The following is a 23120-nucleotide window of genomic DNA, read 5'->3' on the forward strand; positions in this document are numbered from 1 at the left end:
AAGTACTTGCATCTTTGGGGGAGGGTGACATGGGTCGCGCCGCGTTATTGACCGCTGCGGTTGGACTGGTCCTGGCGCTGGCGGCCTGCGGCATTCTCGGCACGGCGCCACCCAGCACGACGGCGGAGACCTCACCCGCCGCGTCCCCAGCCTCCGAATCCACAACGCCGTCGGGCTGGCAGACGTTCACGACGTCGGACGGGCTGGCCTTCGACTACCCGCCGGACTGGACCGCCAGGGATCCCGGCGACGCCCTCGGCGGGGCGTCCGTGGACGTCACGAACGCGGCAGGGAAACCGATGGCCCACTTGCGGACCAACATCGTCACCGGTGCGGAATGCAGCGAGCAGCACCCGTATCGGGTGTTCGATTCGCAAGCTGTCCAGGCGCTGGCGCGACCGGGCGCCGCGGACCGCACGGTGCCGCGCTACGTCTTCGAATCGCGCGGGGACGGCACCGGGCCGGTTCAGACGCAAACGACGACGGCCGCCTACGGGATCACCATGATGCCCGAGGAATCCGGGTCGCTCGCGTGCCCGATGTTCTTAATGTTCCTGTGGCCGCCGAGCGGGGCCTTGTTTGGCAGCGCCTACAACCCGGCCAACAATCTCACCCCGGGCGAGGCCTCGCTGCCGTACCTGGAGAAGGCGAAGCTCTACGCCGGTACCCCGGAGTACCGGGAGATCCGGACCATGATCACGTCGCTGCGGCCGGCTAAGGCGGCCGGGTAAGGCATCGATCTGGCCCGGGGCGCGCCTGGAGTGCGCGAGGGCCCGCCCGGCTACGAGCCGGGCGGGCCCTTATCGGAACCGATTCACACCGCGGGGAGGTGCCTCCGCCGGTGGGAGTGCTGCTGCGCCGGTTGGCTGCCTCTTGTCCGGGCGGCGCCCCAGGGGGTGGCGTGCGATTCCCTGATCAGCCCGGTGCCAGCGCACTCGCGGACCGCCATAATGCCGTCTGCGGCGGCGCGCTTGTCCTGGAAGGCCTTGGAGACGGCCAGCACTGTGCCATCCGCGCCCAGCAGGCGGAACCGGACGTTCGATTCTGCGTCGGTGAAGATCTCGAATTGCCCTGCCATGTCTTTATCCTTTCAGCGTTCCGGCGGGCGGCGCGGGGTGTCCGCTGCATGCCCGGTGCCGGAGGACTTCTATCCACCCTGCCCACCGCGCCGGGGGGACTAAAGGGGCGAAAGTCCCGGATGTTCCCAATGACGGGCGATCGCGGCGGACAAGCGCGGCTTTAGGATCGACCCTAGATAATCGATTTCCCTTACGATAGTGTTTTATTTGATACGAAATGCAAAAAATTGAGATCGCGGAAGTGCGCGAGGAACAGGAGACAAGGATGTCTTGGGGATTGATCAGTGCCATGGGGCACATCGGCATTCAGACGACGAAACTCGAGGACTCGGTGTTCGACGCAACCCAGATCCTCGGGCTCCGGGAAACCGAACGGACGGCGGGCGCGGTCTACCTCGCCGCCGGCAACGTGCACCATGAACTGGTCTACGTTGAGTCCGACGTGGACGGCGTCGACAGCTTCGGCCTCGTGGCCCGGGACGGCGATGCGCTGCGGATCATCCGCAAGCGCGTGGAGGATGAGAATTTCCGGATCATCAGCGAGAAACCCCGGGGTGCGGGCATCGAAGACGGGTTCTCCTTTGTGGGACCCGAGGGCTTCGTTTTCGAGATTTACGTCGGCATGCAGGAGAACCACGCGCCCCAGCTCTCGTTCGGTCCAGACCGCTATGGCCACATCAACTTCCACCCGCGGGATGTGGGCGGGATGATGAGGTTCCTGCATCGTGTCCTGGATTTTCGGCTCTCTGACGTAATCGGCGACGACTTTGCCTACTTCATGCGCTGCAACCCGGACCACCATGGCATCGCTCTGGTCCGCGGCGAGGGGACACTGCACCACCATGCGTGGCAGACCCAGAGCATCGCCGATCTGGGCAAGCTCGGCGACCGTTTGAACAAGCTGGGGCGGGACCTGATTTGGGGCCCGGTGCGCCACGGGGCGGGCCATAACATTGCCGCCTACTTCGTGGAAACCTCGGGCGCCGTCGTCGAGCTGTACACCGACCTGGAGCAGATCTACGACGATGCCAGGCCCCCGGTTGTCTGGGGCGAGGATGAGAACTGGTACAACATGTGGGGCCAATACCGCCCGCTCGACTTCCGCCAGCACGGGCTGGCTCCCGTGGACCTGCGCTCAGTTGGCGCCACACGCCGCTAGGAGTGAATAGCCGCCGTGCGGCCAGTCCACAGCGCCCACCAGAACGAAGTTCAGATAAAACACTTTTACGGGATTATGCGTAATCCATTTGATGGATGGGTGTGAGGCGCGTCATACTGGAGCCTGCCTGTGATGCAGCTCATGGTGGCCCTGACGGGCGCTCCTAAGAGAAACGAAATGAGCACATGCCCAACCCCAAAAGCACCCTGACACCCCTCGACCGGCCACACCCCGCTGTGGGTCCTGGTACCGAGCCCGCGACTGCTTCAGTCAAGGCATCGGACTCGCTAAATACGAAGAATATGCGTCGGATCCTCGGATCGAGCCTCGTTGGCAGCATCATCGAGTACTACGACTTCATTCTTTATGCCACCGCGGCCTCGCTGGTGTTCGACAAGGTCTTCTTTGCCAACCTCGGCCCGGGATTCGCGCTGTTCGCGTCCTTCGCCACCCTCGCGGTCGGCTACGTCGCACGCCCGCTCGGTGGCATAATCTTTGGCCATTTCGGCGACAGGATAGGCCGAAAACACGTGCTGGTGCTGTCGATGCTGCTCATGGGCGGCTCCACGGTGCTGATCGGCGTCCTGCCGACGACGGCGCAGATCGGGATCGCCGCGCCCGTGGTGCTCGTGCTGCTGCGGGTGGTCCAAGGCATAGCGGTCGGCGGTGAGTGGGGCGGAGCCACCTTGATGGCACTCGAACACGCCCCTGCGAAGAAGCGCGGGCTGGCGGCCTCCTTCGCCAATGCCGGCGGACCGGCCGGCGGCCTGCTGGCAACGCTGGTGGTTTCCGCTGTTTCCGCAGCCACAGGCGATCAGTTCCTGGTCTGGGGCTGGCGGCTTCCCTTCCTGTTCAGCGCGCTGCTGATCGTGGTCGGACTGGTCATCCGCCTCAAGGTGGCGGAGACCCCTGCCTTCCAGGAACTCAGCGCCAAAGCCGACCAGACCCGCCGGACCCCGCTGGTAGAGGTGCTGCGCAGCCACCCCCGCGCCGTCGTCGTCACCCTCGTGGCGACGCTGGGTTTCTATTGCTGCCAGGGCCTGCTCACCGTCTGGGGTGTGTCCGTGGCAGTCGCGAGCGGCGTGGACCGCTCTGAGGTGCTGAACTGGAAAGGTGCTGCGGCGGTCGTGACCGTGGCAGTCTGCTTCTACTCGGCCAGGCTAAGCGACCGGATCGGCCGCCGCGCGGTGCTCACGGGAGCCGGCATTGCCGCGGCGGTCCTGGCATATCCCTTGATCATGCTGGTCAGCAATGGGACGCTCTGGGGCTTCGCCACCGCCGTCGTGATCGGCAACGGGCTGCTTCAGGGAGCTCTCGGCGGACCTATCGGCGCCTACATCTCCGAGCAGTTCCCCACCGACGTCCGCTACACCGGGGCATCCCTTTCCTATCAGGGCGCCTCGATGATCGGCGCAGGCTTCACCCCGATGATAGCGACCGGGCTGGTGCTCGCCGGCAGCGGATCGATGTGGCTGGTGGGGGTCTTCTGGGTCGCGGTCCTCCTCGCCGGAGTCTGGGCAGTCCGCCTGACCCGGGAGGGCTCCGAGCTCGCGCTCTGAACTTCCTGGCCCCTCGAGCCCGGCTGCGCCGCTTGCGGCGCGCCGGGCTCGGCGTTGCCCCAGGGAAACTGCTAAATCAATTTTTCTGATCTCCATGCTCTGAAACGTGTCATTTACGCAACAAGTGGACACTGCCATGATGGATCCAGCGAGGCGCCGCAGCTTGGCGCGAACCACGAAAGGAATCAAGGCAATGAAGCCGAAGAATCATATGGTGCTGACAACGTTCATGTTGCCGGCGGGCTACCACAAGGACAGTTGGCGCATGGAGGGCAGCCGGGCCGAGGAACTGGGGAACCTGGAGTTCGTCGCAGACCTGACGGCCATGGCGGAGGCTGCCAAGCTCGACGCTGTGTTTTTCGGCGACATCGTCCATGCCAACACCGTGATGCGCGGAGATATCAAGATGAACGGGTTCTACGAGCCCATGACCGTGCTCGCCGCACTCGCCGCCAGGACCAAGAACATCGGTCTCATCGGTACGATGTCGACGTCGTTTTCGGAACCCTACAACCTGGCCCGGCAGCTGTGCGGACTCGACCATATGTCCAACGGCCGGGCGGGCTGGAACATCGTCACGTCCTCCGACGGCTTCCGCAACTATGGCGTCGACGAGGTCCCGGATCCGGCCGTGCGCTACCGGCGCGCCACCGAATTCGTGGACGTGGTGCAGCGCCTGTGGGACAGCTGGTCTGATGACGCCATCATCGTGGACCGTGCCTCGGGAGAATACGTGGACCGGAGCAAGCTCCGGCCCATCAACCATAAGGGTGAGTTCTTCGAGGTCGAGGGGCCGATCAACATGCCACGCTCGCCGCAGGGCCGTCCGGTGCTGGTCCAGGCCGGTTCCTCGGGCCCCGGAATGGACCTGGGCTCCTCGGTTGCCGACGGCATCTACACGGCCCAGCCGTTCAAGCAGCCGTCGGTCGAGTTCTACACGAAGTTCAAGAACATGGTGGCCGAGAAGGGCCGGAACCCCGACGACGTGAAGATCATCCCGGGAATCCTGCCGATCCTCGGGGACACCGAGAAGGAAGCACAGGACCTGGCCAATGAGCTCGCGGGCTACGTCCACCTCGGCAACGGACTGCAGCAGGTCGGGGCGGACCTGCGCATGGATCTTTCCGAGCTCGAGTTTGATGAGTCCATCCCCGCAGAATGGTTTTCCGATGACCCCAAACTCGGCAGCCGTTACCAGATTTACCGCAAGAAGAGCGTGGACATGGGCATGACGCTGCGCGAGCTGATCGTGGACCTGGCCCGTTCCACCGGCCACCAGTGGATGGCAGGCACGCCCTCCCAGGTCGCGGACCGCATGGTGGATTGGTTTGAGTCGAAGGCCTGCGACGGCTTCAACCTCAACGCCCCGTTCAATCCCGGCGGATTCAAACTGATCTGCGACAAGCTGGTCCCGGAGCTCCAGGACCGCGGCTACTTCCGCAGCGAATACGAGGGCACCACGCTGCGGGACAACTTCGGGCTGTCGCGCCCGTCGGCCTAATCCCGAGGTTCGTCGCCGCCGGGCCGGAAGCGCTCGACGGCGACGTCAACCCACGCTTGGGCCCGTGCGTTTAAGCGCATGCTGCGGGCCCAGGCGAGGGATACCGTGGCCCGCGCGCCCCCAGTGGCTCGCGGCTCCGAGACCTGCTTGAGCACCACGCGCAACTCCTCATAGGGTGCGTCGAGCATCGGCTGCTGGAAAAGAACTGCTACGCCACGGCCGCCCGCAACTAGCGAGCGGACTGTGGCGTAGCTGCGTGAGCGGTGCCGTATGTCGGGGGCCAGGCCGGCCGTGCGGTACATGTCCAGGACTCGCGTGGAGATCGGCGGCGCATCGAAAAAGATGACCGGATCTGCTGCCACGTCCTTAAGGGTCACCACCTGGGCTTCGCGAAGTGGATGGTTGTCCGGCAACAGGATGTACGGATCGACGGAAAGCAGGGGGGCCGTCTTGAGCGCCGGAGACACATCCATGTCATAGAGGAATGCTGCGTCAATGGAGCCGTTGAGCAGCCGTTCCTGGAGATCCTCGTGGTAGCCCTCGACGAAGTCGACCTCCACGTGCGGGCATTGGGTCGCGAAGTCGGTGAGCATCGGCGGGATGATCGTGGGCCCCAGCGGCATGTAGCAGCCGACTTTCAGAGGGCCGCGGATGTCCACACGGTCCCTCTTGGACAGCGACGTGATGTCATCCGCGAGATCCAGCAACTGCCTCGCCTGTCGGAACACGACTATTCCCGTCGATGTCAGGGTCAGCCCCTTTGACTTGCGCTTGATGCACAGCTGGGCGCCTACGATCCGCTCCAGCTCGGCGATAGACATGGAAATCGCCGACGGTGCCATATGGAGCCGCCGGGCGGCCTCACTCATCGTCCCTGACTCGGCGGCGACGACGAAATGGAGAACCTGGCGAAGAGTGATCGAGGGATGGGAGACGAGATTCATATTGTCAATTCTACTGATAAGCCTATACAGAAATCGACGGTTTACTTGAGGCATCCATGTTGCCATGATGGAATGGCGCCCCAGACGGGCGCCAGTGTGACGGCCGCCCCGTGGCGGCGCCTTCCCGGAAAGTGACGTGAACGTAGATGGACGCCCAAACGCAATTCCTCGACCTGGCCGAAGCCATTGTCGGCGCGGATAATGTTGTCCGAGCGACCCCGCAAGAGGGCTACATCGATCCCTACCCGCTGAACTCGGGACGGGCGAAGTGGCCGGGCGTGCGCCCCGGCAGTGTGGAAGAGGTTCAGGACGTCGTCCGGATCGCCAACGAGACCGGCGTGCCGCTGTGGTCTTTCTCCAAGGGTAAGAACCTCGGTTACGGCGGCCCGGAGCCGCGCACCCGGGACATGGTGGCCCTGGATCTGAGCCGGATGAACAAGATCATCGAGGTGGACGACCAGCTCAACTACGCGGTGATCGAGCCCGGTGTCACCTTTTTCGAGCTTTTTGACTACATCCAGGCCAAGGGCCTGAAACTGTGGATGTCCGTCCCCGCACTCGGTTGGGGATCGGTCATGGGCAATGCCCTGGACCGGGGGTACGGCATGACGCCGATGGGCGACCACGTCCAGTCAGTGTGCGGAATGGAGGTGGTGCTGCCGGACGGCGAGCTGCTCCGCACCGGAATGTGGGCCATGGAAGGCACGGACCTCGGCCCCATCTTCAAGGGCGGCTTCGGGCCGACCCTGGACGGCATCTTCACCCAGTCCAACCTGGGTGTTGTGACCAAGATTGGTCTGTGGCTGATGCCGTGGCCGGACGTCTACATCAACGGCGACGTCGTGGTGGAGCGCGAGGAGGACATGCCCCGGCTGGTTGATATCCTCACCCAGCTCCGCCGGGAGGATGTCATCCAAAACAATGCACTGTGCGGCAACGTGGTCAGGGCCGCGACCATGAACGGTCCCCGTTCCCGCTGGTACACCGGCGAGGGGTCAATCCCCGATGACCGGCTGGAGGAGATGCGCCAGGAGATGGGCATCGGGCAATGGAACGCCAAGTTCGCCATCTACGGCGACAAGGGCCTGGCCGAGCGCCGGCTGGAAATCATCCGGGAGCGTTTCGCCGGGCTCGAGGGATTCACCGTCAGAGCCCGCCTCTATGAAGGTGCCGAGGGCGCCCAGGTGGCGTACGAGGACATCGCCCAGATCGACCGCACCCAGATGGCCGGCGTTCCGACGCTCAAACCGCTGTCCACGGTTGCGTGGGCCGCCGAGAACGGCGGCCACATCGACGCGGCCCCCATCATTCCGGCCAGGGGCGAGGAGGTCTGGGAGTTCTACCAGGAGGCCAAGGAGCTTTACCGCCGCCACGGCTTCGACCTGTACATCGGCTATCACCTGTATCCACGGCACATGGTGCACGTGACCATGATTTTTTTCGAGAATGACAACCAGGAGCAGCTGGCCCGGGCGCGGGCTCTCTATGCCGAACTGCTTGCCGCTGCCCGCCGCCGCGGCTATGCGCCTTATCGCAGCCACGTGGACTACATGGACGTCATCGCGGACGGCTTCGATTACGGCAACCATGCCATCCGCCGCGTCCAGGAGAGGCTGAAGGACGCGCTGGACCCGAACGGGATCCTGTCCCCGGGCAAGCAGGGCGTCTGGCCCCGCCGCTACCGCGCGGTCGAAGCGCAGGTGCCGGACGGCGTCGCGGTCTCCGTCCTGGAGTAGGGCGGCTGTCGACAAGACCTGCAGACTGTCGCGGGACGGGAAGACAAAATGACAAAAAGGGCCGGACGCTGGTGGAAGAAACCAGCGTCCGGCCCTGTTCGCTTGCGGAATCCGGGCGGCGGACTAGGCGCCGCTGATATTGACCGCCACGGACTTGACTTCGGTGTAAGCCTCCACGCCTTCGCGGCCGTTCTCCTTGCCCCAGCCGGACTGCTTGAAGCCGCCGAACGGCATATTCGCATCCATGCCGCCGGCAGCGTTGACCCGCACATTTCCCGCCTTGATCCGGCGCGCGAACTGGTGGGCCCGGGAGACGTCCTTCGTCCAGATGGTCGACGAGAGGCCGTAGATCGTGTCATTGGCCCGCGCCACGATGTCCGCGACGCTGTCCCCATCCCGGAAGGTTGCCGTGGAGAGCACGGGCCCGAAGATTTCCTCGCGGACCACCCTCATTTCATGGGTCGTGTTCCGGAGGATGGTCGGCTGGATGAAGAAGCCATTTCCCGGGACTGCCGCACCACCGGTGACCAGTTCTGCGCCCTGCTCCCGGCCGCTCTCGATGTAGCCGAGGATGCGCTCGCGTTGCTGCGCGGAGATCACCGGGCCGAGCTGGGCCTGCGGGTCGATCCCGGCGCCGATCCGGAGCGCCCCGGCCCTGTCCGCGATCCCGGCAATCACCTCATCCGCCACGGACTCATGGACGTAGAGACGGGAGCCAGCAGCGCAAACCTGGCCGGTGTTGCCGAAGATACTCATCGAGGCGCCATCGATGGCCCGTTCGAGGTCCGCATCCGGGTAGATGACCACCGGGGATTTTCCGCCGAGCTCCAGCGAGACGCGCTTCAAATTCCCCGCGCAGGAGGCCAGCAGGTGCTTGCCCACGGCCGTCGATCCGGTGAAGGAAATCTTGTCCACGAGCGGATGGTCCGCGATCCGCTGGCCGGCAACCGCACCGAGGCCCTGGACAATGTTCAGCACGCCGGGCGGGAAGCCCACCTCCAGGGCCAGCTCGCCCAACCGGACTGCGGTCAGCGGTGTAAGTTCCGCGGGCTTGAGCACGACAGTGCAGCCGGCGGCCAAGGCAGGCGCCAATTTGGCCGCCGTGATGGCCAACGGGCTGTTCCACGGAACGATCAAACCAACGACGCCGATGGGTTCGCGAAGGGTATACGCGTGCCACTCGCCTGGCAATGAGACGTTGCGGGTCTCGCCGTTTAGCTTCGTCGCCCAGCCCGCGTTGTAGCGGAACGACTCCGCGGCCCCGCCAATTTCGAAGGCCCGGGCAATGCCAAGGGGCTTTCCCGTGTTCAGCGTTTCCAGCAGGGCCAGCTCGTCGGCGGCGGTCTCGATGGCCTCGCCGAGCTTCCAGATCAGCCGRCTCCGCTGGGCCGGGGTCATCGCTGGCCAGGGGCCGGAGTCAAAGGCCCGCCGGGCGGCCTCGACGGCCCGGTCGACATCCCCCGCGGTCGCGGAGGCAGAGTCGACCAGCTGTTCGCCGCTGGATGGATCGATGAGGGACAAGGGCTCGGCGCTGCCTTCCACCCATGCGCCGTCGATGAGCAGGCGCAGCGGCCTGGCCAAAAGGTCCGGGCGCGCAGGCGTGGAGAGGGTCTGGGTGAGGGGCATCGTTGGCTTCCTTCCGGGAGGCGGATTGCGTCGCATCTCAAACTATGTCTTCTGTGATGGTTGCCACATCGTATCCACCAAGATACATTGTTCTAGGAATTATGCATTTATTTGTAACCTTCGTATCGGGCCTGCCGCCCAATCGACCAGCAAGCATTCAGGCGCCACGTGGTCCGGGTTCCCCGGCACGGGCGCCAGTACTCAATGAGGAGATTCTGGATGGAAAAGCACAAGCGTTACTCACTGTTGGCCAAGGTCCTGACGCCGGCCGTTGCCGGACTTACCCTGCTGTCGTTGGCCGCCTGTGGCGCCCCCAGCGCTGCGAGCAGTGCGGCCAGCGGAGGATCGGAAGGCAAGACCTCGATCAAGGTGGTCGTAGCACCTATCCAGTTCGAAACGGCGTACGTCGCCAAGGAGAAGGGCTTCTTCGATGCAGCCGGCCTCACCGTCGAGATCGTCCCGGGCGCCGATCCCGCGGCCAACCTGGCGCAGACCGTGAGCGGACAGGCCGATATCACCACGGCGTCGTGGGGCGTCATGACAACCGCGACGGCGAAGGGCATGCCGGTGAAGGTGATTTCCGGTAACGGCGTGGTTGATCCCAACGTCGACAACTCCGGAATCCTGATCCCCAAGAACAGCGGCATCAAGACCGTCGCCGATCTGAAAGGCAAGAACGTTGCCGTCGTCGGCGTGAACACCGGTGGCGACATCCCGATGCTCCAGGCCGCCGCAGCGGCAGGAATCGATCCCAAATCGATCACGGAAATCGCCGTCCCGTACGCGGGCATGCAGGCCGCGCTGGAACAGGGAACGGTTGATGCGGCGTTCGCGGCGGATACCTTCTACCACCAGCTCGTTGACGCGGGCTTCAAGAGCATCGCCAGCCCCGTGCGGGAGTTCCAGGGCAACATGCCCGTGACCGTCTGGGCTGCCACCGATGCCTGGCTCAAGAGCAATCCGGGGACCGCCAAGAAGTTCAATGACGCAATGACCAAGGCCGCCGCGTTCTACACGGACCCGGCCAACGTCAAGGCAATCGTGGACATCACCGCCCGGATCAAGCAGGTTGACGCTTCGAAGGTCAACCCCAAGGCCTACGTTCCGGTGAACGTCTCCATCAACCTGGCGACCGGACAGGCCGGCATCGATGCCATGAAGGACCTCGGGTTTGTCACCAAGCCGTTGACCGCCGAAGCCATGCTCTGGGCCGACGCCCCGCGCTTCGCCAAGTAAGGCTGCACGGGCACCACGAACATGACGGAGAGATCGATATGAAGACAAGCACAAAGTCGCTGGACTGGGGTCTGAACGCCCAGCGGCTGTTGGCGGTAGCCGTACTCCTGGCCATCTGGCAGGTGGTCATCTGGAGCGGCACACTGCCTTCGATGACGCCGGGCGTCGCCGCCCTGGCATCCTCCATCGGGGAGGCAGTGGCGTCGGCAACGTTCTGGTCAGCCTTGGCGCAGACGATGGCGGCGGCGGTCAGCGGCTGGCTGATCGCCGTGGTGGCCGGGACCGTGCTCGGATTGCTGATCGGCTCTGTCCGCGTGCTGGACCGCTCGACGTCGATCCTGATCGACTTCGGGCGTTCTTTCCCCGTACTGGCACTGATGCCGGTGGTCATCATGCTCCTGGGCGCAACCGCACAGATGGAGACCGTCGTCGTCGCCCTGTCCTGCCTCTGGCCGGTATTGGTGCAGACAATTTACGGGGCCCGGCGGATGGAGGCGGCGGTGGTGGATACGGTGCAGATCTTCCAGATTCCGGCGTTCCTCCGGTTCCGCCGGGTGCTGCTCCCGAGTGCCACACCTTTTATTGCCACCGGGATCCGGATCGCCGCCTCGATCTCCATCCTTGTCGCCGTCGGCGTGGAGGTGCTGAGCCAGACGCCGGGTATCGGCCGGCAGATCACCCTTGCACAGCAAGCGCAGCGGTGGGATTCGGCCTTTGCTTACCTCTTCTTCGCCGGGTTGGTGGGCTGGGGCATCGCCAGCCTGCTGCATTTCGCTGAAGGCCGGATCCTCAAATGGAATAGGCAGACCAATGACTGATACCGCACTCCGCCCCGAATCAAAGACGGGGACCCCGGCCCGGCCCAGGCGGTCAAAGGTGGAGCGCGTGCGCAGCCGTCCCGCACAGCTGGCCTTGAACATATTGCAGCGCACGTGGTTGATCGTCGTCGTGTTTGCCGTTTGGTGGATTGCGACGGCAGACAGTACGAACGTCTTTATCCCTTCGCTCGAGTCGATCCTGACCAGCCTGTTCCGTGACCTCAGCAACGGCGTGATCGCCTCGGGAGCGGCCTACAGCCTGGGCAACCTGGCTGCCGGCCTCCTGATCGCGGTGGCTGTCGGGATCGTCGGGGGACTGATCCTCGGCGAGACGAAGCGGCTGCGGGAAATCGTGGATCCGGTGATTCACTTCTTCCGGTCGGTTCCGCAGGCGGCCCTGGTTCCCCTGATCATTGGTGCGTTCGGGATCGGACAGGGACCGAAGATCTATACGATCGCCTTCGCCTGCATGTGGCCGGTGCTGCTGAACACCATCGACGGTGTCCTGGGCGTGGAACCGACCATCCGGAAGTTCTCCAAGGTCTACCGCATCCCGCGGGGCCTGCATTTCCGCAAGGTGGTGCTCCCGGCGGCGCTGCCGCAGATCGTGGCCGGCGTTCGCGTGGCGCTTCCGATTGGAATCACGGTGATGGTGGTGAGCGAACTTTTCGCCGCCAACAAGGGCTTGGGTTTCTACATCCTCAATTCCTCCGCGACCTTCATGGTGCCGGAGACGTGGGCCGGGGCGCTGCTCGTCGGCGTCATCGGATATATCCTCTCCCTCCTGTTCATCGTCCTTGAACGCAGGATCCTGGGCTGGTACTTCAAGTCAGGCGCAAAATGACACTTCCGATCCAACAGAAATACGAAGGAGCTCCCATGGCCATTCAGGCAGCACTCGAGGAGGAGCAGGTGGCAACGACGCCGCTGCTCCAGGTCCAAGGGCTGACGATGAGTTACGGCGTCGGTGACTCCGAGAACAAGATCCTGAGTGATCTGAATCTTGAGGTGAACGACGGCGAATTCGTCTCCATCGTCGGTCCGTCCGGTGTTGGCAAGACCACCCTGCTGCGGTGCCTCTCGGGCCTCATCCAACCCCGGAGCGGCACCGTGAGCGTGGGCGGGGAAACTATCAACGGCCCCCACCGGGACCTGGCCGTAGTCTTCCAGGACTACAGCCGCTCACTGATGCCCTGGATGACCACGCTGGAGAATGTGGCCTTTCCGTTGCAGGGTCGCGGGGTGGGCAAGAAAGAGCGGAACGAAACCGCCGAGAAGAACCTTGCGGCGGTGGGCCTTGCCGGCCAGGGCCACAAGTATCCGTGGGAAATGTCAGGCGGCATGCAGCAGCGCGTGGCAATTGCCCGGGCCTTGGCCTACAACGCCAAGGTCCTGCTGATGGACGAACCGTTCGCGTCCGTGGACGCTCAGACCAGGTTTGACCTTGAGGACCTCGTGATCGATCTCCAGGCGTCTTTGGGAGTCACCATCATCCTGGTCACACACGACATCGACGAAGCGTTGTACCTGGCGGACAAGGTGATCGTCCTGGCGGAGAAGCCCGCCACCGTGGTGGACGTCATCGAGACCGGGTTCGGCGACCATCGCGACCAGGTCGAAACCAAGGCGGACCCGCGTTTTGCCGAGGCGCGGGCGCGCATCCTCCACCGACTGCGGGACCACTAGTGCCAGCCTGCCGAGAGGACGCGAAGTGAAACTGGGAACCATCGAACGCCCCGGAGGCAGCGCCGTCGTCGTACAAGCAGGCGAGCACGAGGTGGCTGTCTTGCCGGGCTTCAGCAGCGTGGACGAAGTAGTGCAGACAGACGAGGCCACGTGGCGGGCGGCGGCCGCCGAGGCCCTGCGCAGCGGGCAACGGCTGCCATCCGCCGAGCTGTCCTGGCTGCCGCCGGTGGTCCGGCCCGGCAAGATCCTCTGCGTCGCGCTCAACAACAGCGCGAACCCCGATCGCATCATGTCCGGTCCGGACACTCCCGCGATGTTCGTCAAGCCGTCCTCCTCCTTGGTGGGGCACGGCAAGCCGATTGTCACGAAGCCTTCCTATGGGCGGGTTCATCCCGAGCCGGAGCTCGCCGTGGTCGTGGGCACCGGCGGGGCCGACATCGCAGAGGACGACGCCCTGAAACACGTCTTCGGTTACACGATCATCAACGACATCACCTCGCCAACCATGCGCGATACGGATACCTTCCACTACCGGGCGATCCATCCGAGTACAGAAGAACCCGAGGGTGTCCGATACGTGGATAGCTGGGTGAGCTACCCTGCCCGGTACAAGGGATCTGACACTTTCGGGCCGCTCGGTCCCTGGGTCGCAACGGCCGAGGATATCCCGGACCCGCACGCGCTCCGCATCACGTGCAGCCACGACGGCCGCGTGGTGACGGACGATAACACCGCCAACCTCCGCTTTAGCGTGGCCCAGGTTATCGCCTTCGCCTCCGAGTACCTTGCGCTGGAACCAGGTGATGTCATCGCCATGGGTACGGCACTGCGCCGGTCCGCCAAGGGAGGCGCCGTGCAGAACCTCGACCTCGCCAAGGTGGGCGGCTCCGTGGCAGTTGAAATCGAGGGGATCGGGGTGCTCTCCAACCCCGTGGAGTGCCGGTGACAGTTTTGACTCCGGAGCACCGCGCCGCCATTGGCGATCTCAATGCGAGGTTCGCCTGGGCACTTGACCTGAAGGAATACGACTCGCTGCGGGACCTCTTCACCCCTGACTGCCACTATGCCAGCACGGGAGGGGAGTTCTTCGGGGTGGACCAGCTCATCGAATCCTTCCGCGCTCGCACCGGCACCCGCACCACACGCCACGGTCTGGGCAACCTGCTGTTGGACGGGGTCACAGCGTCCACGGTGAACGGGCGGGGGAGCTGGCACACGTTTGCGAGCAACGCCGAACCACCCCAGGGCGTGGACGTGTACATGGTGGCGGACTTCCGCGATAGGTATGTCCTCGCCAAGGGAACCTGGCGCATCGCCGAACGTCTCATCTCGCCGGTCTTCCGAAGGCCCGAGCTCGGGCCGCCCGCCACTACCAGCCCTCCAGGAAGGATCTGACATGCTTGACGACGACGCCGAGAGGGTCCGGGATCTGGCACACCTCGGTCACGTATCGCTTCTAACGCCCGACCTTGACCAGACGCGCCACTATTTCGTCGAATTGCTCGGCATGGACGTCGTCGAGGAGTCCGACGACTCGCTTTATTTGCGCGCCTACGGCGACTACGAGCGGTGGAGCCTGAAACTCACTCGTTCTCAACACGCTGGGGCCGAGTACGTTTCCTGGCGTGCGGTCAGTCCTCGGGCCTTGCGGCGGCGCGTCGCCTGGCTCGAGGACAATGGACACGCCGGAAGGTGGGTCCCCGCCGAACTTGGTAAAGGCCGCGCCTACGAGTTCGAGGACCCGGACGGCCACACCTTCCGCCTGTATTACGAGACGGAGCGCTATGCGGCGCCCGACGGGAAACGCGCGGTTATCCCCGTGAACGTGCAGGCCTACGCCGGGCGGGGAGCGAACGTCCACCGCCTTGACCACATCAATCTCCTCGCACAGGACGTACGCGGCTGCCGGGAATTTTGGGAGGCCGGGTTCGGGCTACGCACCTACGAGATCATCCAGGACTCCACCGGCCAGTCAGAGGTCGGTGCTTGGATGAGCAGCTCCATCCAAGGTCACGAGCTGATCTACACCCAGGAAAAGACAACCGGCAGCGGCCGGCTGCATCATCTTGCCTATGCCGTGGACACGCGCGAAGAGGTGCTCCGGGCGGCGGACATCATGGCCGACGCCGGCATCTACATCGAGGCGGGCCCCTCCCGGCATACCGCGATCCAGGGCTTCTACCTCTACACCCGCGAACCTGGCGGGAACCGCATTGAAGTGGCAAATGGCGGCTACCTCGTCTTTGCCCCGGACGCGCAGCCGTATGTTTGGACTGCTGCAGAGTGGGCCGCCAAGCCGGGGTGGGGAGCGGTGATACCGCCGGAGTTCCATATCTACGGCACGCCCGTGGCGGAGGTGGCCCATGTCTAGGCCCGGCAACGCGCGGGTCCCGCTGCGACCGCCCGGCGAGCTCGACGACGGCCAGCTCGCCCTGTACAACCGCATCGTCGGGGGACCACGCCAGTCCCAGGCGGGCCAGATCCCAATCGTTGACCGCTCCGGTGCACTCCTCGGGCCCTTCGGGCTCATGACCATCGCCCCGGAGATAGGCGATGCGATCCAGGCCGTGGGAGCCGCCCTGCGGTTCGCCAGCAGCCTCGAGGACCTGGTGCGCGAAGCGGCCATCCTGTTGGTCGCCACCCGCCACAGTTGCGAATTCGAGTGGTACGCGCATGCCGGGGCGGCCCGCGCGGCCGGACTCGACGACGGGCAGCTCGCGGCACTGGGCGAACTGCGGATCCCGCAGGGATTGCAGCCGGCGCAGCGGGCTGCCCTGGGGGTCATGCTGGCCCTACTGGAGGACCAGTCGCTAGGCGACGCGCAGTACCACGACGCGGTCGACATTCTTGGAGAGCGACAGCTCGCCGAGCTCGTCTGGCTGTGCGGGTACTACAGCCAACTGGCCCTGGCGCTCGCCGTTTTTCGTCCTCCGATGCCGGCTGCGGCTCCGGGCGCCTAAGCTTTGCGCCTAGGCTTTGGCCTTCTCGAGTCCGGGCTCGGCTGCTTCCTTCTCGACTCCGGATTCCAGGATGGCTTTCAGCGTGATCTCGTAGTGGTTCCGGATGAGCCGGGAGGCGAGACCCGCATTCCGGTCCAACGCGGCGGCCATAATGTCGCGGTGCTCCTGTGCGATGTCGCGGTCCATGAATCGGGTGGCGCGGCCGGCCCAGCGGCCGTACAGCTGTGCCAGGTCGGACAGGGTGGAGGCGAGGTCGATCAGCACCGGCACGCCACAGGCTTCGAGCAGTTTGGCGTGGAACGCCTGGTGCGCGCGGTCCCACGCTTCCGTCAGCTCGCCGTTTGCGCTCTCCTCGCGGTAGGGAGTGCGCTCCAGCGTGTGGTGGGCCGCGATGAGCTCCGATTCCCAAGCGAGGTCCCCGCGCTTGACGGCCAACCCGATCCCGAACTCTTCCGAGACGCAGCGCAGTTCCGTGATGTCCTTGATCTCGTCCAAGGAGAGCGTAGGAACGAAGAACCCGCGGTTCGGTTTGAGTATCACCAGGCGGTCTCCAACCAGCCGCGTCAGCGCCTCACGGATTACGGTGCTGCTGGTCTTGTAGTGCTTGGTGAGTGCCACCAGCTGCAGCTTGTCACCGGCGCCCCAGCGGCCAGCCAGGATGTCATCCCGCAGCGAGTCACGGATCTGCGTGCTGAGGGTCTCAGACTCGATACTTTTCGACATGTGCATTATTGTACCTCACAGCAAATTATATTTTCTTTATTGACTTATGCAATTTCGCTCCTAGAATTGGATGAGCATACGGAGAGACCTGAATCACAACAGACCCCGTCATTACCAAGGAGAACCGCCGTGACCAACTCCACCACCGAAGCCCTCCAGACCCGCGAGGAGCACGTCATCGACGACCTCTACTGGCGGGACAGGTATGAGCCCATCGCGGAAGACGACGAGTTTTTGCAGAAGATTGTGGACACCTCAGACCTCCCGGCGTTGATGGTGGCGCTGGCTGCAGTAACGAAGGACTTCTCCCTGCTGCGCGAAGATCTGCGTCCGCCGCAGCCGCCGGCGGAAATCGTCGGCCAGCCGCACGGCGGCATGAGCCAGGAGCAGCAGGCGACGGCGCGTGGACTGGCTTTCGAGGCGCTGAAGCGGGTTCGCGATGAGCACCTGACCAGCGTCGGCCCCCTGACCGAGGCGCAGGCTGACGACATCCTGACCTGGATCACCAATGCGGCCAACCCCGACTACCACCCCATGCTGATGCACGACATGGCCCTGGTCGAGGGCAAGAGCGGCAAGCCCGCGTGGGACTTCAATGACATTGCCGTGGGCCGGGAATTCAGCGTGGCCGTCATCGGTTCCGGGGTCTCCGGGATGGCCGCCGCGTACCGGCTCAAGCAGGCCGGGGTTCCCTACACGGTATTCGAGAAGGGTCATACCGTCGGCGGCACCTGGTGGAAGAACACCTATCCGGGCGTCCGGCTGGACACGCCGAACTACGCCTACAGCTTCTCCTTCGCCCAGCGCGACGACTGGCCCCAGCAGTTCTCGCAGGGATCTGAGATTTTCGAATACACTCGGCAGGTGGCCGAACGCGGCGGCATCCTCGGTGAGATCGAGTTCAACACCGAAGTCACATCCGCCAGCTATGACGAGGCCGCGGGCCTCTGGAACGTCGACATCATCGACGCCACCGGCCAGCCGGCCACCCGACGGTTCAACGCCGTGCTCTCCGCCGTCGGTCAGCTGGACCGGCCCAAGTATCCCGATGTTCCGGGACGCATGGACTTTGCCGGCATCCAGATGCACTCCGCCGAGTGGGACAACAGCGTCGACGTGACCGGCAAGCGGGTGGCCGTCATCGGCACCGGTGCCAGTGCTTACCAGATCGTCCCCGCAATCGTTGACCAGGTCTCCTCCTTGACCGTCTTCCAGCGCAGCTCACCCTGGATGTTGCCCACCCAGGGCTACTACGCGGACATGCCGGACTCCGTCCAGTGGCTGGTCCGCAAGCTCCCGCACTACGGACAGTGGCTACGGTTCTGGCAGCACTGGCTCGGCGTCGAGGGCCGCCAACACACCACCGTGGCGGAACCTGGCTGGGACGAGCCCGGCAGCGTGTCCGCCGTCAACGCGCAGTGGCGCCAGGGCCTGACCGACATCCTGGCCAAGCAGTACCAGGACCGCCCGGACCTGCTCGCCAAGGTCACCCCGGATTACATCGTGGGCGGCAAGCGCATGCTCCGCGACAACGGAGTCTGGGCTGATTCGCTGAAGAAGCCCCAATCCACGCTGGTCACCGAGGGCATTGAGCGCATGACCCCCGAGGGTATTGTCACGAAGGATGGTGTGCTCCACCAGGTGGACATGATCGTCTACGCCACCGGTTTCCAGGCCTCGGAGTTCCTCGAACCCCTGAAGATTACCGGCCTCCACGGCACGGACCTGCACGAATACTGGGGCGGCGACGCCAAGGCCTTCGCCGGACTGACGGTCCCGAACTTCCCGAACCTCTTCATCATCACCGGTCCCAATACCGGCCACGTGGTCAACGGGAGCCTGTACTCGATGATCGAATACGGCGTGGAGTACATCATGGAGGCGATCCGGCTCATCATCGAAAACGACCTCAAGGGTCTGGACCTGAAACAGGAGGTCCTCGACGAGTTCGTTGCCGGCCTCGACGCGGCCAACGCCACCAAGGCCTGGGGCCACCCCAGCGTGCACACCTGGTACAAGAACAAGTTCGGCCGGGTGTCCCAGATCTGGCCCCACCCGGTGTTGGACTTCTGGAAGATCACCCGCACCGTGAACCTCGACGACTACGACCAGCTGGCATGAGCGCCGCCGCTACCGCGCCGATGGCGCGCATCCGTGCCGGGGAGGCGCTGTACAAGGCGGAGACGCACGACGGCGTGATCAGCGTCCGCGGCGTCCGTTACGGCGAGCGGCTGGATCCCTCAGACCGCTTCTCCATGTTGGGCGACCCGTCACCGGAACGCCCCCAGGCCGCCGCGACCGTGTTCCCGCAAGCGCCCGGATCCCTGGACTGGCTGCTCGGCCCCGCCCTGGCGCGGATGCCGCAGAGCGAGGACTCCTTCCTGCTGGACATCTGGGCACCCGTTGGCGCAAAAGATCTCCCGGTGCTGGTCTTCCTGCCCGGGGGAGCCTTTATCAGCGGCGCCGGAAACGTGCGCTGGTATGACGGCGCCCGGCTCGCCCGGGAGGGCGGGGCCGTCGTCGTCACCGTCAACTACCGGTTGGGTGCGCTCGGTCTGATCGACGGCGTCGGCGGGGCCGCCAACCTTGGCGCCCGGGACATCCTGCAGGCCCTGACCTGGATCCACCGGAACATTGCCGCGTTCGGCGGCAATCCGGGGGCGGTCACCCTCGCCGGGCACTCTGCTGGAGCCTGGTACGCCTACGTCCTGAGCCTGGCCGAGCAGGCGCGAGGCCTGTTCTGCCGAACCGCCCTGTTCAGCCTGCCGTGGCAGCCGCCGCTAAATGCCGCGGAGTTTACCGAGCGCTTCGACCTGTTTGCCGCCGCCCTCGGCGGTGCTCCTCAAGCCACGGCCCCGGTCGGGGCGCTCCTGGCTGCCCAGGCCGAGGTATCCAAGGCTTACGCCGGACGGGGCCTGGGTCTGATGCCGACCGCTGATGGGGAACTGGTGCCGGCATGGGCCATGAACTTCGAACGGGCGGCGGCTGCAATGCATGTGGACGCGCTGCTGCTAAGCAGCACCGATGATGAAGCCGCCGCGTTCCTGCAGGCGCTGCCCGTTCGGGCTGTAGGCCCGGAACAGCTGGCCGGTTACCTCGGCGCGCACTTCGAAGCTCCCGCCGAGGCAGCGTCCTTCATCAATGCCCGGCATCCCGCGGCGACGGATCACGCCAAGCTGGTGGAAGCCATGAGCCTGCATCAGTTCCGGCTGGCTGCCACCGAGCTCGCGGACCGGGCGGCCGCGGCGGGAATCCCCGCGACGCTGCTGAGATTCTCCGTCCAAAGCAGGCTGGAAGGCGCCGGAAGCCCGCATTGCTTCGAGCTGCCCTTCCTGTTCGGGAACGGCCAGGACTGGCAAGACGCGCCGATGCTCGAGGGGTTCCCCGGCGAGGTGTTTGATGACGTGGCGGACCGGCTCCGGCCGCTGCTGCTCGGCTTCGTTGCCGACGGCGTGGCGCGGACGCCGGAAGGCCGGCCCGTCCCGCGCTTCGATCCGAAGAATCCGGCACTGAATACGGTGAGCGAAACCGGAAACGGCACCGCCATCGTCGAGCCTGAACTGCATCCGCGACGCTAGGTCCGCCCGCAGGCGGGAGACACTATTCAACCGAAAACGCCCGTGGAGCCGTCCGAAAGGGCGGCTCCACGGGCGCTAAGCGGATGAAGGCGGATCTCAGAAGCTGGTGATCACCGAACGGGCCACCGACCCGCCGCGCAGCAGCTCGTAGCCTTCATTGATCTGTTCCAGCGAGATGCGATTGGAAACCAATTCATCCAGCTTGAAACGGCCCTGCAGGTAGAGCTCCGCGTACATCGGGATGTCGATCTTCAGGTTGGTGGAGCCCATGGCCACGCCGCGGATGCCCTTCTGCTTGCCCATCAGGTCGCCGAACGGCGTCACTTCCAGGCGCGTTTCCGGTTTCTGGACACCGATGAGGAACGCCGTTCCGCCAATGTCCAGCATGGCAACGGCGTCCATCGCCGTCTGCTTCAGGCCGATTACCTCGAAGGCGCAGGTGACGCCGCCGCCGGTGAGGTCCTTGACCGCCTGCACGGAATCCCCGGCGCCGGCATTGATGATGTCCGTGGCGCCGAACACCTTGGCGAGTTCAAGCTTGGCCGGCTGGAGATCGATGGCGATGATCCTCCGCGCACCGGCCAGGGCGGCGCCCTGGATGACGTTGAGGCCCACCCCGCCGCAACCGATGACGGCAACAGTGTCGCCGGGGCGGATGCGGGCCGAGTTGATGGCTGCCCCGGCACCCGTCACCACACCGCAGCCCAGGAGCGCTGCACGGTCGAAGGGGATGTCCCTGCTGACGGAGACAACAGTGTTCTCGTGGACGATCACCTGCTCGGCAAACCCGCCGACGCCGATGAACTGCGTCAGTACCTCGCCGTTGCGGCTCAGCCGCGGCGCCTGGCCCGGGGCCCTTTGTGTTTCCTGCGGATGGCGGCACTGGTAGGGCCGGCCCGTCAGGCATCCCCGGCAGTGGCCGCAGCTGTGGATGGGCGATGACACCACGTGATCGCCCACGCGGAACTCCGTGACGTCCGGGCCTACTTCGGCAACCACTCCGGCGATCTCGTGGCCGAGCAGGGCGGGCATGGGGAAGCCCACGTTGGTCTCGGCCACATGCATATCACTGTGGCACAAGCCGCTGGCACGGACATCGATGAGGACTTCGCGGCCGATCGGATTTGCAATGTCAATGTCCTGGACCTGGAACGGCTGGCCCACTGCGTCGATTACCGCTGCCTTCATTTTTGTTTGGTCCCTTCGATGAACGAGCCGGAATCAGCCGGCATGGACGTGACTCAGGCCACAAAATAAATATACTATGAACTGAAGTGCAAAATCAGTTAATAATCGATTACATCGGCAAGTTTGCCTAGGGCGCCAAGTGGCGTGCCGGCAGGGGCGCCGACAGAGACAAGGGAGTCCACGATGAAAGCCGCAGTCATCAACGAAATCAACGGTCGCTTTGACATCGAAGACGTCAGTATCGGGGCTCCGGTGGGCCATGAGGTCCTGGTCGAGGTCAAAGCCGCAGGCCTGTGCCATTCGGACCTGCTCGTCGCCTCGATCGATCGCGGACGTCCGCTTCCCATGGTCGTGGGGCACGAAATGGCCGGCGTCGTCGCCGCCGTCGGCCCCGATGTCCGGGACCTCGCCGTGGGGGACCATGTTGTTGGCTCCGAAGTGAAGTTCTGCGGCCATTGCGAGGAATGCCTCGCTGGCCACAGCTACCGCTGCCTCAACCCCGGTGAGGTGTCCCGGCCGGTCTCCGCTGGTTCGAAACTCCGCGGCGGTGGCCAGGAGGTGCATGCATTCGGGGTTGCGGCCTTCGCCGAATACACCATCTGCCATGCCAACACCCTGGTGCGGATCCCTAAAGAGATTCCCTTCCCGCAGGCCGCCGTGCTCAGCTGTGCGGCGATCACCGGTGTCGGGGCCGCACTCAACACCGCGAAGGTCCAGCCGGGTGACACGGTGGCTGTCATCGGCCTGGGCGGCATCGGCCTCAATATCCTCTCGGGTGCCCGGATCGCCGGTGCCACGACCATCATCGGCGTTGATGTGCATCCGGCCAAGCTGGAACTGGCAGCCCGCTTCGGAGCGACCCACGTGGTGGACTCCGGCACTGAGGACGCCGTGGCCAGGGTGCGCGGGATCAGCGGGCGGGGCGTGCATCACGCCTTCGAGGCCATCGGACTTGGGGTGACCCAGGCCCAGGCCGTCGAGATGACGCGCGTGGGCGGTGGGGCCTACTTCATTGGCATCCCCAACGGCGGTCCACTTGAGGTCGACGTCCTCCGCTCGCTCATTGCCTCCCAGCGGCGCATCCAAGGCGTCTACATGGGCTCGAGCAACATCCGCAGGGACATTCCGATGTATGCCGAGCTCTACCTACAGGGCCGCTTGAACCTCGATGACCTGATCGCCCAGGAAATTCCGCTCGAGGGGATCAATGATGCCTACCGCCTGCAGGAGTCCGGGGCGATCGCCCGCAGCGTCATCACGTCGTTCTGACGGATGCCGGTGGGCGGGCATTGCCAAGCCTCGGCTTTTTATATAAAATCTATCCAAG

Annotated in this window: 21 protein-coding genes; 16 read left to right on the top strand and 5 right to left on the bottom strand. The window is 64.8% G+C overall.

Features of this window, described 5'->3' with window-relative positions:
* The first annotated feature begins 29 nt into the window (after nucleotides 1-29).
* Complete coding sequence (locus tag AC1DGI_RS11640; protein ID WP_476898930.1) at nucleotides 30-731, top strand: hypothetical protein; 702 nt, start codon at nucleotides 30-32, stop codon at nucleotides 729-731.
* Nucleotides 732-814: 83 nt separating this feature from the next.
* Here the strand turns inward: AC1DGI_RS11640 and AC1DGI_RS11645 are convergent, their stop codons facing one another.
* Complete coding sequence (locus AC1DGI_RS11645) at nucleotides 815-1078, bottom strand: YegP family protein (protein ID WP_476898931.1); 264 nt, start codon at nucleotides 1076-1078, stop codon at nucleotides 815-817.
* 266 nt (nucleotides 1079-1344) lie between these two features.
* On the opposite strand from AC1DGI_RS11645, the gene AC1DGI_RS11650 reads away from it, so the two are divergent.
* The 3 genes from AC1DGI_RS11650 (at nucleotide 1345) to AC1DGI_RS11660 (ending at nucleotide 5298) form a co-directional block, all read left to right on the top strand.
* Nucleotides 1345-2238 carry a VOC family protein gene (locus tag AC1DGI_RS11650; protein WP_476898932.1) on the top strand — a complete coding sequence of 298 codons (894 nt, stop codon included), beginning with the start codon at nucleotides 1345-1347 and terminating at the stop codon, nucleotides 2236-2238.
* 302 nt (nucleotides 2239-2540) lie between these two features.
* A complete protein-coding gene (locus tag AC1DGI_RS11655) occupies nucleotides 2541-3797 on the top strand; it encodes an MFS transporter (protein WP_476898933.1) in 1257 nt (418 codons plus the stop codon).
* Between the two features lie 193 nt (nucleotides 3798-3990).
* On the top strand, nucleotides 3991-5298 hold the full coding sequence (locus AC1DGI_RS11660) for an LLM class flavin-dependent oxidoreductase (RefSeq protein ID WP_441402695.1): 1308 nt from the start codon (nucleotides 3991-3993) through the stop codon (nucleotides 5296-5298).
* Here the strand turns inward: AC1DGI_RS11660 and AC1DGI_RS11665 are convergent.
* Nucleotides 5295-6242: a LysR family transcriptional regulator gene (locus tag AC1DGI_RS11665; RefSeq protein WP_476898934.1), complete on the bottom strand. Its 948-nt coding sequence runs from the start codon at nucleotides 6240-6242 to the stop codon at nucleotides 5295-5297. The two genes, AC1DGI_RS11660 and AC1DGI_RS11665, sit on opposite strands and share 4 nt — an antisense overlap.
* A gap of 146 nt (nucleotides 6243-6388) precedes the next feature.
* Here AC1DGI_RS11665 and AC1DGI_RS11670 point away from each other — a divergent pair, with 146 nt between their 5' ends.
* Nucleotides 6389-7978 (top strand): FAD-binding oxidoreductase, encoded by a 1590-nt coding sequence (locus AC1DGI_RS11670; RefSeq protein ID WP_476898935.1) that lies wholly within the window; start codon nucleotides 6389-6391, stop codon nucleotides 7976-7978.
* A 123-nt stretch (nucleotides 7979-8101) separates the two neighbouring features.
* On the opposite strand, the gene AC1DGI_RS11675 is transcribed toward AC1DGI_RS11670, so the two are convergent.
* The gene (locus tag AC1DGI_RS11675) at nucleotides 8102-9604 is read right to left on the bottom strand and encodes an aldehyde dehydrogenase family protein (RefSeq protein WP_476898936.1); all 1503 of its coding nucleotides are present in this window, start codon (nucleotides 9602-9604) and stop codon (nucleotides 8102-8104) included.
* A gap of 219 nt (nucleotides 9605-9823) precedes the next feature.
* On the opposite strand from AC1DGI_RS11675, the gene AC1DGI_RS11680 reads away from it, so the two are divergent.
* Genes AC1DGI_RS11680 through AC1DGI_RS11715 form a run of 8 tightly spaced genes read left to right on the top strand, consistent with a single transcriptional unit; the run spans nucleotide 9824 to nucleotide 16304 of the window.
* A complete protein-coding gene (locus tag AC1DGI_RS11680) occupies nucleotides 9824-10840 on the top strand; it encodes an ABC transporter substrate-binding protein (protein WP_476898937.1) in 1017 nt (338 codons plus the stop codon).
* A gap of 38 nt (nucleotides 10841-10878) precedes the next feature.
* Entirely contained in the window at nucleotides 10879-11658 is a 780-nt protein-coding gene (locus AC1DGI_RS11685; protein ID WP_476898938.1) for an ABC transporter permease, read from the top strand.
* A complete protein-coding gene (locus AC1DGI_RS11690; RefSeq protein ID WP_476898939.1) occupies nucleotides 11651-12502 on the top strand; it encodes an ABC transporter permease in 852 nt (283 codons plus the stop codon). The genes AC1DGI_RS11685 and AC1DGI_RS11690 overlap by 8 nt, the downstream gene beginning before the upstream one ends.
* Nucleotides 12503-12537: 35 nt before the next feature.
* On the top strand, nucleotides 12538-13344 hold the full coding sequence (locus AC1DGI_RS11695) for an ABC transporter ATP-binding protein (RefSeq protein ID WP_476898940.1): 807 nt from the start codon (nucleotides 12538-12540) through the stop codon (nucleotides 13342-13344).
* Between the two features lie 25 nt (nucleotides 13345-13369).
* On the top strand, nucleotides 13370-14290 hold the full coding sequence (locus tag AC1DGI_RS11700; RefSeq protein WP_476898941.1) for a fumarylacetoacetate hydrolase family protein: 921 nt from the start codon (nucleotides 13370-13372) through the stop codon (nucleotides 14288-14290).
* A complete protein-coding gene (locus AC1DGI_RS11705; RefSeq protein WP_476898942.1) occupies nucleotides 14287-14739 on the top strand; it encodes a nuclear transport factor 2 family protein in 453 nt (150 codons plus the stop codon). The genes AC1DGI_RS11700 and AC1DGI_RS11705 overlap by 4 nt, the downstream gene beginning before the upstream one ends.
* 1 nt (nucleotide 14740) lies before the next feature.
* On the top strand, nucleotides 14741-15715 hold the full coding sequence (locus tag AC1DGI_RS11710; protein WP_476898943.1) for a VOC family protein: 975 nt from the start codon (nucleotides 14741-14743) through the stop codon (nucleotides 15713-15715).
* Nucleotides 15708-16304: a carboxymuconolactone decarboxylase family protein gene (locus AC1DGI_RS11715; protein ID WP_476898944.1), complete on the top strand. Its 597-nt coding sequence runs from the start codon at nucleotides 15708-15710 to the stop codon at nucleotides 16302-16304. Before AC1DGI_RS11710 ends, AC1DGI_RS11715 begins: the two co-directional genes overlap by 8 nt.
* 9 nt (nucleotides 16305-16313) lie before the next feature.
* Here the strand turns inward: AC1DGI_RS11715 and AC1DGI_RS11720 are convergent, their stop codons facing one another.
* Nucleotides 16314-17027, bottom strand: a complete 714-nt coding sequence (locus tag AC1DGI_RS11720) for a GntR family transcriptional regulator (protein ID WP_476898945.1) — start codon at nucleotides 17025-17027, stop codon at nucleotides 16314-16316.
* 129 nt (nucleotides 17028-17156) lie between these two features.
* Here AC1DGI_RS11720 and AC1DGI_RS11725 point away from each other — a divergent pair, with 129 nt between their 5' ends.
* Together AC1DGI_RS11725 and AC1DGI_RS11730 are read left to right on the top strand one after the other, a co-directional pair.
* Nucleotides 17157-19148 (top strand): flavin-containing monooxygenase, encoded by a 1992-nt coding sequence (locus AC1DGI_RS11725; RefSeq protein WP_476898946.1) that lies wholly within the window; start codon nucleotides 17157-17159, stop codon nucleotides 19146-19148.
* Nucleotides 19145-20605 carry a carboxylesterase family protein gene (locus AC1DGI_RS11730; protein WP_476898947.1) on the top strand — a complete coding sequence of 487 codons (1461 nt, stop codon included), beginning with the start codon at nucleotides 19145-19147 and terminating at the stop codon, nucleotides 20603-20605. The genes AC1DGI_RS11725 and AC1DGI_RS11730 overlap by 4 nt, the downstream gene beginning before the upstream one ends.
* Nucleotides 20606-20701: 96 nt before the next feature.
* Here AC1DGI_RS11730 and AC1DGI_RS11735 read toward each other — a convergent pair whose 3' ends face one another.
* Entirely contained in the window at nucleotides 20702-21793 is a 1092-nt protein-coding gene (locus AC1DGI_RS11735) for a Zn-dependent alcohol dehydrogenase (RefSeq protein WP_476898948.1), read from the bottom strand.
* A gap of 183 nt (nucleotides 21794-21976) precedes the next feature.
* Between AC1DGI_RS11735 and AC1DGI_RS11740 the strand changes: the two genes are divergently transcribed.
* The gene (locus tag AC1DGI_RS11740) at nucleotides 21977-23062 is read left to right on the top strand and encodes a zinc-binding dehydrogenase (RefSeq protein ID WP_441399858.1); all 1086 of its coding nucleotides are present in this window, start codon (nucleotides 21977-21979) and stop codon (nucleotides 23060-23062) included.
* Nucleotides 23063-23120: the final 58 nt, after the last annotated feature.

The organism is Arthrobacter sp. 05N428_2, from assembly GCF_056397065.1.

What these genes read in the sequence shown, in the direction of transcription:
- AC1DGI_RS11640 (WP_476898930.1), top strand. Translation starts at nt 30, where the DNA reads ATGGGTCGCGCCGCGTTATTGACCGCTGCGGTTGGACTGGTCCTGGCG.
- AC1DGI_RS11645 (WP_476898931.1), bottom strand. Translation starts at nt 1,078, where the DNA reads ATGGCAGGGCAATTCGAGATCTTCACCGACGCAGAATCGAACGTCCGG.
- AC1DGI_RS11650 (WP_476898932.1), top strand. Translation starts at nt 1,345, where the DNA reads ATGTCTTGGGGATTGATCAGTGCCATGGGGCACATCGGCATTCAGACG.
- AC1DGI_RS11655 (WP_476898933.1), top strand. Translation starts at nt 2,541, where the DNA reads ATGCGTCGGATCCTCGGATCGAGCCTCGTTGGCAGCATCATCGAGTAC.
- AC1DGI_RS11660 (WP_441402695.1), top strand. Translation starts at nt 3,991, where the DNA reads ATGAAGCCGAAGAATCATATGGTGCTGACAACGTTCATGTTGCCGGCG.
- AC1DGI_RS11665 (WP_476898934.1), bottom strand. Translation starts at nt 6,242, where the DNA reads ATGAATCTCGTCTCCCATCCCTCGATCACTCTTCGCCAGGTTCTCCAT.
- AC1DGI_RS11670 (WP_476898935.1), top strand. Translation starts at nt 6,389, where the DNA reads ATGGACGCCCAAACGCAATTCCTCGACCTGGCCGAAGCCATTGTCGGC.
- AC1DGI_RS11680 (WP_476898937.1), top strand. Translation starts at nt 9,824, where the DNA reads ATGGAAAAGCACAAGCGTTACTCACTGTTGGCCAAGGTCCTGACGCCG.
- AC1DGI_RS11685 (WP_476898938.1), top strand. Translation starts at nt 10,879, where the DNA reads ATGAAGACAAGCACAAAGTCGCTGGACTGGGGTCTGAACGCCCAGCGG.
- AC1DGI_RS11690 (WP_476898939.1), top strand. Translation starts at nt 11,651, where the DNA reads ATGACTGATACCGCACTCCGCCCCGAATCAAAGACGGGGACCCCGGCC.
- AC1DGI_RS11695 (WP_476898940.1), top strand. Translation starts at nt 12,538, where the DNA reads ATGGCCATTCAGGCAGCACTCGAGGAGGAGCAGGTGGCAACGACGCCG.
- AC1DGI_RS11710 (WP_476898943.1), top strand. Translation starts at nt 14,741, where the DNA reads ATGCTTGACGACGACGCCGAGAGGGTCCGGGATCTGGCACACCTCGGT.
- AC1DGI_RS11715 (WP_476898944.1), top strand. Translation starts at nt 15,708, where the DNA reads ATGTCTAGGCCCGGCAACGCGCGGGTCCCGCTGCGACCGCCCGGCGAG.
- AC1DGI_RS11720 (WP_476898945.1), bottom strand. Translation starts at nt 17,027, where the DNA reads ATGTCGAAAAGTATCGAGTCTGAGACCCTCAGCACGCAGATCCGTGAC.
- AC1DGI_RS11730 (WP_476898947.1), top strand. Translation starts at nt 19,145, where the DNA reads ATGAGCGCCGCCGCTACCGCGCCGATGGCGCGCATCCGTGCCGGGGAG.
- AC1DGI_RS11735 (WP_476898948.1), bottom strand. Translation starts at nt 21,793, where the DNA reads ATGAAGGCAGCGGTAATCGACGCAGTGGGCCAGCCGTTCCAGGTCCAG.
- AC1DGI_RS11740 (WP_441399858.1), top strand. Translation starts at nt 21,977, where the DNA reads ATGAAAGCCGCAGTCATCAACGAAATCAACGGTCGCTTTGACATCGAA.